The organism is Rhodobaculum claviforme (assembly GCF_016653255.1).
Taxonomy (GTDB): Bacteria; Pseudomonadota; Alphaproteobacteria; order Rhodobacterales; family Rhodobacteraceae; genus Rhodobaculum; species Rhodobaculum claviforme.
In genome coordinates this window covers 1-7,819 of sequence record NZ_NHSD01000158.1, presented here as the reverse complement: position 1 = coordinate 7,819, position 7,819 = coordinate 1, and the positions used below count along the sequence as shown (strand labels likewise).

General features: G+C 68.4%; 8 protein-coding genes and 1 pseudogene. All 9 read right to left on the bottom strand.

From position 1 onward, the window contains the following. Positions 1-555 precede the first annotated feature (555 nt). Complete coding sequence (locus tag CCR87_RS05185) at positions 556-1,803, bottom strand: surface lipoprotein assembly modifier (protein WP_201156499.1); 1,248 nt, start codon at positions 1,801-1,803, stop codon at positions 556-558. Continuing rightward, a complete protein-coding gene (locus CCR87_RS05180) occupies positions 1,778-2,446 on the bottom strand; it encodes a HupA family protein (protein ID WP_201156498.1) in 669 nt (222 codons plus the stop codon). The genes CCR87_RS05185 and CCR87_RS05180 overlap by 26 nt, the downstream gene beginning before the upstream one ends. A gap of 266 nt (positions 2,447-2,712) precedes the next feature. Next, entirely contained in the window at positions 2,713-3,363 is a 651-nt protein-coding gene (yihA, locus tag CCR87_RS05175) for a ribosome biogenesis GTP-binding protein YihA/YsxC (protein WP_201156497.1), read from the bottom strand. Continuing rightward, positions 3,360-4,112, bottom strand: a complete 753-nt coding sequence (locus tag CCR87_RS05170) for an MOSC domain-containing protein (protein WP_201156496.1) — start codon at positions 4,110-4,112, stop codon at positions 3,360-3,362. Before CCR87_RS05170 ends, yihA begins: the two co-directional genes overlap by 4 nt. Then, positions 4,109-5,899 carry a membrane protein insertase YidC gene (gene yidC, locus CCR87_RS05165; protein ID WP_201156495.1) on the bottom strand — a complete coding sequence of 597 codons (1,791 nt, stop codon included), beginning with the start codon at positions 5,897-5,899 and terminating at the stop codon, positions 4,109-4,111. Before yidC ends, CCR87_RS05170 begins: the two co-directional genes overlap by 4 nt. A 203-nt stretch (positions 5,900-6,102) precedes the next feature. Continuing rightward, positions 6,103-6,612, bottom strand: a complete 510-nt coding sequence (locus CCR87_RS05160) for a CarD family transcriptional regulator (RefSeq protein WP_201156494.1) — start codon at positions 6,610-6,612, stop codon at positions 6,103-6,105. A gap of 261 nt (positions 6,613-6,873) precedes the next feature. After that, entirely contained in the window at positions 6,874-7,212 is a 339-nt protein-coding gene (fdxA, locus tag CCR87_RS05155) for a ferredoxin FdxA (protein WP_201156493.1), read from the bottom strand. Positions 7,213-7,263: 51 nt separating this feature from the next. Continuing rightward, the gene (locus tag CCR87_RS05150) at positions 7,264-7,602 is read right to left on the bottom strand and encodes an RNA-binding S4 domain-containing protein (protein WP_338048879.1); all 339 of its coding nucleotides are present in this window, start codon (positions 7,600-7,602) and stop codon (positions 7,264-7,266) included. Between the two features lie 91 nt (positions 7,603-7,693). Next, positions 7,694-7,819, bottom strand: a pseudogene (locus CCR87_RS17780) (indolepyruvate ferredoxin oxidoreductase subunit alpha); the annotation flags it as partial.

Genomic DNA, 7,819 nt, shown 5'->3' with positions numbered 1-7,819 from the left:
CATCAGGCCTCCCGCTCGGCGGCGTCTGGGGGGCGGATGTTCCAACCACCCCCGCCCGCCCTCCGGGCCTCACGGCCCCCCGATGTGTATGGAGACACTCGACGGCCGTGGGAACAGGTCGTCTGCGGCACAGCTTGGGACAGGTGAGAATTTGCCGGAGCGCGTGGGGACTGATCGTCAGGGACGATGACGGCTGGCCTTCGTCCACCTGCGGACGCTCGCGTCCAAGGCGCGGACGCCGCGCATCTTGGCCATGAACGACGGGGCGAGGGGCACGCGACGGGGCAGCCGGTGGGCGCGGTCAGTGACCCGCCTGGTGGCCTCGGGGCCGATGAGGGCAGAACTGACGCGGTGGATCCCCCCACCCAGCGGCATCGCGTATGCCATGACGGTTCCGCAGGAACCGAACGGAGGGCACATCGGTGACGACGACCATCGGCATGCCGACGGTCGACCAGGCGAAGGGCTGCTTCCACGTCTGCGCACTGGGACCCGATGGGGCGGGTCACCGACACACGGATCCAGAGGCTTCAAGAAGACCAACGGGTCCTGATCCTAGAACGTCCGGCTGAGGCCCAGCGAGACTGAGCGGTTAGTATAATTGAAAAGCGCGATATCGGAGCGACGCTGTTCCACTTCGAGGGCGATCTGTGGTGCAAAGCCGCGCCAGGACAGGTTTCGGTTGAGCAGATGGACCCGCACAGCCCCCTCGGTTTCGGCCCGTCGCTGACCGAAGACCGGTGCCGCGCCGTCGCGGACCTCGCGCAGGAGGCGCAGGTCGATGCCGGCGCGCCAGCCGCCGTCGAACAGCCGTATCGCTCCGACCCCGCCACCAACGATCCATCCGCTTTCGGACGCGCGGCGCGCCTCGGTCCGGCTGACATGGGCGCGCCCGATCAGGACCGTCCGTGGCGAGATCGCACGCAATGTCACCGCCGAGACCCGTCCCACCCAGGCATCGCGCGATGGCAGCTGCGGCACCGTGCGGTGCAGGAGGTCGGCCCTGACCTCGTGCCGGCGGCCGTCTTCGGGTTGCAGCATGAGCGTCGCATAGACGCCCGCCTCGCGGGAATAGCCGCGATTGCCCAGCCAGCGGTGCGCCGCCTGGACGCCGCCGCCCCAACGCCGGGCGGCCTCGATGCGCAGCACGCCCGCCTCGGCGCGCAGGGTGTAGTCGTTCAGCACGCTTTCTTCATACAGCGCGCCATCCAGCGCCAGCATCATGTGAAGCTTCAGCCCGGGGCGCAGCATCGGTCCGCCGGACACCGCCAGACCGAACGCCGCGCCGGTGGACGGTTCCGCCGCTTGGTCGAGAAGGAAGGGGAGGCCCGCGATCGTCACCTCGCGGTCGGCCGGACGCCGGGCGGCGTTGGACTGCGGGATGAGGGCGAATCGGACCGATGTCTGCCAGACGCGCCGCGCCTCGATCCGGCGCAACGCGGCTTGTGCCACGGCCCGGTCGCGCGGTTGCAGCGCCCCGGCCAGGGCCGCCTCCAGGTGATGCCGTGCGGCGGCGTCGTTGCCGTCGAGGTAATGCGCAAGCCCCAGGTCGAGCCGCGGACCGGTCGCCGCCGGTGTCAGTGTGACCGCGCGTTCCAGCGCGGCGATGCCGGCGCGCAGCTCGCCCGCGCGCACAAGTTCGGCGCCCTCGCGCCAGATGCTGCCATCGGCCGCCGCAGGCGCGACGGATACCAGGGCCGCCCACAGCGCAACCGCCATGGACGACCCCAGTCGGATCATGAGTGATGCCACTGCAGGATGCCCGAGCGTCTTGCGATCAGGGTGCGCTGCGCTCGCCAGCAAAGATCCCCTCAAAGACAGCGGTCTCGTTCCCGACGGCCACCGCGGCGTTCATGCCGCCCGCCACCGTTTCCCCACCGGCCCCGACGAACTGTCCGTTCATCCGGCCGTCGATCTGCGCGGCCTCGCCGTCGGCGGTGTAAGCCCCGGTCAGGGCCGCCGCCATGGTATTGTTCGTGACGGTCCCGTTGATGGTGCCCGAGCCGATGGCCACCGTGCGGCGGTCGCCGTCGTCCACGATGATTTCCCGACCGAGGGTGCCCGACAGACTGCCGCTGTCGAAGTTCACCGACATCGCGAAATCTCCGAGGAGGCTGGCATCATCATCGAAGTCATCGACGATGACGAGGGCGAAGTCGCCTGCGTAGCTGGCTGTGCCCGCGAGCAACGCCGGGTCGGTGGGCTTGGTGCCGCCGGCCTCCGCGACCGCCGTGAGCAGGCTTCTGATGCGCTCACCGTCCGTACCGTCAAACTCCCCCTCGCTCAGGTATTCGTTCGCGAGCTCCGATGCGGTCTGCAGGTTCGGTGCCTCACGATCACCGATCAGGCTTCCGGGGGCCGGAGCGGACACGCCGCCACCGCCACCAGACCCCGAGCTGCCGAGGCAGCCCGACAGCGCAAAGGCGGCCGCGCCCAACAGTACCACGGATCTTGCGGTGGCAGTCGTCTTCTGGACCTCAAAATATCCCACGAGCCTCGTCTCCCGTTCTGACAAGCGTTGAAACAACGCTTTTTACATGCCTATTTAAGTTGCCATCCGGCAGGTTCTTCATTCAGCCAAAACGTAAACAAGCGGTAAATGCGGGCGGGAGGCATGGCGCGGGGCGGGTGTTTCGCGGTCATCATCTGCCGGGTGGGGCGTGATGCGGTGGTCCGCCGCGGGACCCCGTGGACGGGACGCGCGGGGGACGCTCACGCCAGCGCGGCGATCTCGGCGCGGAGTGTTGCCAGGCCCTCTCCAGTCTCGGAGGAGGTCACGATCAGCTCCGGATAGGCCGCGGGATGGCGCGCCAGGGCCGTGCGCACCCCGTCGAGGATGCGGGCGCGGTCGGCGGCCTTGACCTTGTCCGCCTTGGTCAGCACCGTATGAAAGGTCACGGCGGCGCGGTCCAGCAGGGCCATGATCTCGGCGTCCGGGGCCTTGATCCCGTGCCGGTGGTCGATCAGCACAAAGGCCCGCCGCAGCGTGGCCCGCCCCGCAAGGTAGTCGCGCAGCAGCGCCTGCCACCGCGCCACGACCGCGCGGGGGGCCTCGGCAAAGCCATAGCCCGGAAGGTCCACCAGGTAATGCGCGGCGCCCAGCGCGAAATAGTTGATCTCCTGCGTGCGGCCGGGGGTGTTGGAGGTGCGCGCCAGCGTCTTGCGCCCCGTCAGCGCGTTGATCAGGCTCGACTTGCCCACGTTGGACCGGCCGGCGAAGCACACCTCGGCCCGGTCGGCCGGTGGCAGGCCATCGAGCGCGACCACGCCCTTGACGAAATCCACAGGCCCCGCGAACAGCTTGCGGCCGGTCTCGGACGCGCCGATGTCGGGCTCGGGCGTCAGGGGGAAGGGCAGGCTCATGCCAGGACCTCCACGGTGTCGCCGGTGCGGACCTCGCCGCCGGCCAGCACCTCGGCGTAGATCCCGAAATCGGTGTGGCCCCACCCCTCGGACAGCGCGCCGATGGTGTCGGCGTCGAACCGGCCGGTTTCGGGATTGGCGGTGGTGGCCTTGCAGCGGGTGATGCGGTCGCGCACCTCCAGCAGGGCGGTGCCGATCCGCAGGCGGCGCCCGACCAGATCGAACTCCTCCCACGGGGCCAGACCGTCCAGCCACAGGTTGCCGCGAAAGCGATGAATCGACAGCGCCTGGCCCATCCGCTGTCCCAGCGCGCGCAGCGACACCAGCGACAGCACCGACACCCACGGGTCGGGTACATCGCCCATGCCGGTTGCGGGTGCACGCACCAGCCGATCCGGGGCAGGGCGCCCCTCGGGCCAGAGCGGCGCGAGCCAGGCCAGCAGCGCGTCACCGCCTGTCCCGGGGTCGATCTCCAGCGTACCGGCGCGGGGGTGATGCAGGCGCAGGCCCCATGGCCCGCTCTCGGCGCGCACGGCCATCAACTCGGCACTGGCCACGCCGCGCAGAAAGTTGCCCTTGGGCGCCCAACCCTCCCCCTCCAGCCGGGCCGCAGCGTGCGCGACGGCCCAGGCCCGGTCCCCGGGCAGCATGTGCCCGGGGGTGAGCGCGGCCGCGGCCAGCTCCTCGTGGCCCACCGACTTGATCGGGTGGCGCACGATGTGTGCAAGTCGGGCGCCGGGGGCGATCATTTCGCCGCGTTCCCCTTCTTGCGGCGCATGCCACCCAGGATGTTGCCGAACAGGTCCGGCCGATGCCCGGTGCGCCACATGATGAAGTACTGTTGGGCAAAGGTGATCACGTTGTTCGCGATCCAGTACAGCACCAGCCCCGAGGCGAACACGCCCAGCACGAACATGAACACCCACGGCATCCAGGCAAAGATCGTGGCCTGCATCTTGTCGGTGGGGGCCGGGTTCAGCTTCATCTGGAAGAACATGGACACCCCCAGCAGGATCGGCAGGATCCCGATGAAGACATAGGCGAGGATGCTTCCCGGCGGCGGCGCCCCCCACGGCAGCAGGCCGAACAGGTTCATCAGCGACGTCGGATCGGGCGCCGACAGGTCCTTGAACGGCCCGAACCACGGCGCGTGGCGCAGGTCGATGGTGACGAAGATCACCTTGTAGAGCGAGAAGAAGATCGGGATCTGCAGCAGGATCGGAAGGCAGCCCGCCGCCGGGTTCACCTTCTTGGTCTTGTAGAGCTCGATCATCTCCTTCTGGAGCTTCTGCTTGTCGTCTCCGGCCCGCTCCTTGATGGCCATCATCTCGGGCTGGAGTTCCTTCATCTTGGCCATGGAGACGTAGGACTTCCACGCCAGCGGCAGCAGCACCGCCTTGATCATCAGCGTGAGGACGATGATCGACCAGCCCATGTTGTCGATGAAGCCGTTGACCCAGTACAGCACGGCAAAGATCGGCTTGGTCAGGAAGAAGAACCAGCCCCAGTCGATGGCGTCGATGAAACGGTCGATGCCCAGATCCGCCTCGTAGGCGCGGATGACCGACCACTCCTTGGCACCGGCGAACAGCATGGTGGTGACCTGCGCGCTCTCGCCCGGGCCCACGACCTCGGTGGGCAGGTCGGCGCGGGTCTGGAACACGTCGCGCGCCGGGACATAGCGCGCCACGGCGGTGAAGGGCTGGCCCGACTGCGGGATCAGCGTGGTCATCCAGTACTTGTCGGTAAATCCGAGCCAGCCGTTCTCGCGCACCTCGGTCACGAGGGCCGGGGTGCCTTCGCGTTCGGAGAACCGGTAGCTGTCCATGTCCCCGTAGCCGTCCTCGGTCAGGGTGCCGTCGGCGGCCTTGATCATGCCCTCGTGGAGGATGAAGAAGTTCTCCAGGTTCGACGGTACGCCATGGCGCGACACCAGGCCATAGGGCGCCAGCCGGACGGTTGCGCCGCCGGAGTTCTGTACCCCCTGGCTGATCGAGAACATGAAGTTCTCGTCCACCTCGAAGCGACGGCTGAAGGTCAGCCCGGCGCCGTTGTCCCACTCCAGCACGACCGGCCGGCCGGGCGCGAGGCGGTCGCCCTCGGCCAGCTCCCATGCGGTGTTCGGGCCGGGGACGGCGTCCCAGTCCAGCCCGGAGCCGGGGCGCCAGCCCCACATGGCATAGAACGCCTCGGCCGTTCCTTCGGGGCGCAGCAGCTGCACGATGTCCGAATCGGCGTCGATGGTCTCGCGGTAGTCACGCAGCGACAGCTCGTCGATGCGGCCGCCCTGGAGGTTGATCGTGCCCACCAGGCGCGGCGTGTCGATGTCGACGCGCGGCAGGGCCATCGCCGCGGCGGGCTCGTCCCCCGGGGCGCCCACATCGGCGGCGGGCGCGCCGGGGATGTCCGCCGGCTGCACGGCCTCGCTGACCTCGCGCGGGGCGGGCTCGGGGGGCGGGAATGCTACGAACCAGACCAGGATCACAAGGAAGCTGAGCGCGGTTGCGAGGATGAGATTTCGGTTTTGATCGTCCATTACGGGCCGCCGGATCTCTCGCTTGGGGAAGGGTCGGCCGCAGCTTCAACCGTCTGGGGCCCGTAAGGTCAAGCGCTTTCGGCCCGCAGCGCTCCGACGTCGCGCCGCGCGCCGTGGTTTTGGGGGGGCAAAACGCGTACGGCGCCACCCGTCGGGGCGGCGCCGTGATCGCTGTGTCGCGGGGGTGTTCGGGTCCGCGCGCCTCAGGCGGCGCGGGTCAGCAGCACTTCGCCCACGCGTTTCTGCGCGCCGGCCTCGTCGGTGCCGGAGACGGCGGCGACTTCCCGCGTCAGCCGGTCCAGGGCTGCTTCGTAAAGCTGGCGCTCGGAGTAGGACTGCTCGCGCTGGTCGTCGGCGCGGTGCAGGTCGCGCACGACCTCGGCGATGGACAGAAGGTCGCCGGAGTTGATCTTCTGCTCGTATTCCTGCGCGCGGCGCGACCACATCGCGCGCTTGACCCGGGCCTTGCCCTTGAGCGTCTCCAGCGCCTGGGTCACGATGTCGGGAGTGGACAGTGACCGCATGCCGATCTCGCTGGCGCGGGCGGTGGGTACCCGCAGCGTCATCTTGTCCTTTTCGAAGTTGATCACGAACAGTTCGAGCCGCATGCCCGCGATTTCCTGCTCCTCGATGGACATGATGCGCCCCACCCCGTGCGCGGGATAGACGACAAAATCGTCAGGGCGGAATTCGGCTTTCTTGGTCTTGGTCATCCGGCGATTTCCTTGCAAGGCTCCCACATGCCCACTCCGTCCTGATCCGTGGCTGCCTCCAAAACCACACCGCGGACCACGGGTGTGATCCGGCGCGGCAGGTCTTCGGGTGACAGAGGACCGCTGCACAGGGGGCTGTGCGACGGATTCGAGTCAGGGTTGAGCGTCATCAAACCGATGAATACCACATCGGGGCCTCGAATCCAAGCATCGAAGCCGCGGGGGTGCCGCGCAAACGGGCATCGTCAGACGGTCAGGGCCTCAGCCACCCTCGCCGGGCGCCTCGGAAAAGTATTTCTCAAGCTTTCCGGTTTCGCCGTCGCGCGCCTCCGCCTCGGGCATCGGGTCCTTGCGGGTGATGATCACCGGCCAGGCGAGCGAATACTTGCGGTTGAACTCCACCCACGGTTCCATGTCGGGCTCGGTGTCGGGGCGGATCGCGTCGGCGGGGCACTCGGGCTCACAGACGCCGCAGTCGATGCACTCGTCGGGGTGGATGACCAGCATGTTCTCGCCCTCGTAGAAGCAATCCACCGGGCAGACCTCGACACAGTCGGTGTATTTGCAGGCAATGCAGTTGTCGGTCACCACATAAGTCATGCGGGCAGTCCCCTTCCTTCATGCCGGGCGGAAGTAACCCCGCGGGCGGGATCAATCAAGCGGGCTTTCAGGGGTTTCGACACCCCCCGAGGGTCCGGGCGTCAGATCCTCATAAAGGGTGCGCGCCTGCGTCGCTGGGCCGCGCCGCACGTCGAAGGCCGCAACCCGGATCACCCGCGCGCGATCGCTCACCACAAAGGTCAGCACCGCCCCCACCGCGACGGTGGTCGCGGGCTTGGTGACCCGCCGACCGTTGATCCGCACCTTGCCACCGGCCACCACCCGCGCCGCCAGGGCGCGGGTCTTGAAAAATCGTGCGTGCCACAGCCACTTGTCCAGCCGCATGGCGGCCGGGCTGTCCTCGGGTCCGTCGTCGTCAGGTCTTGTCACGCAGCCCCATGAGTGCGCGGGCAAAGGGGTTGTCGGGGTCGATCCGGTCCCGTGCGCGGGGTGGGCTGGCGGTCTGGGTGCGCGGACCCTCGTCGGCGGGGCACTCGGGCTCACAGACGCCGCAGTCGATGCACTCGTCGGGGTGGATGACCAGCATGTTCTCGCCCTCGTAGAAGCAATCCACCGGGCAGACCTCGACACAGTCGGTGTATTTGCA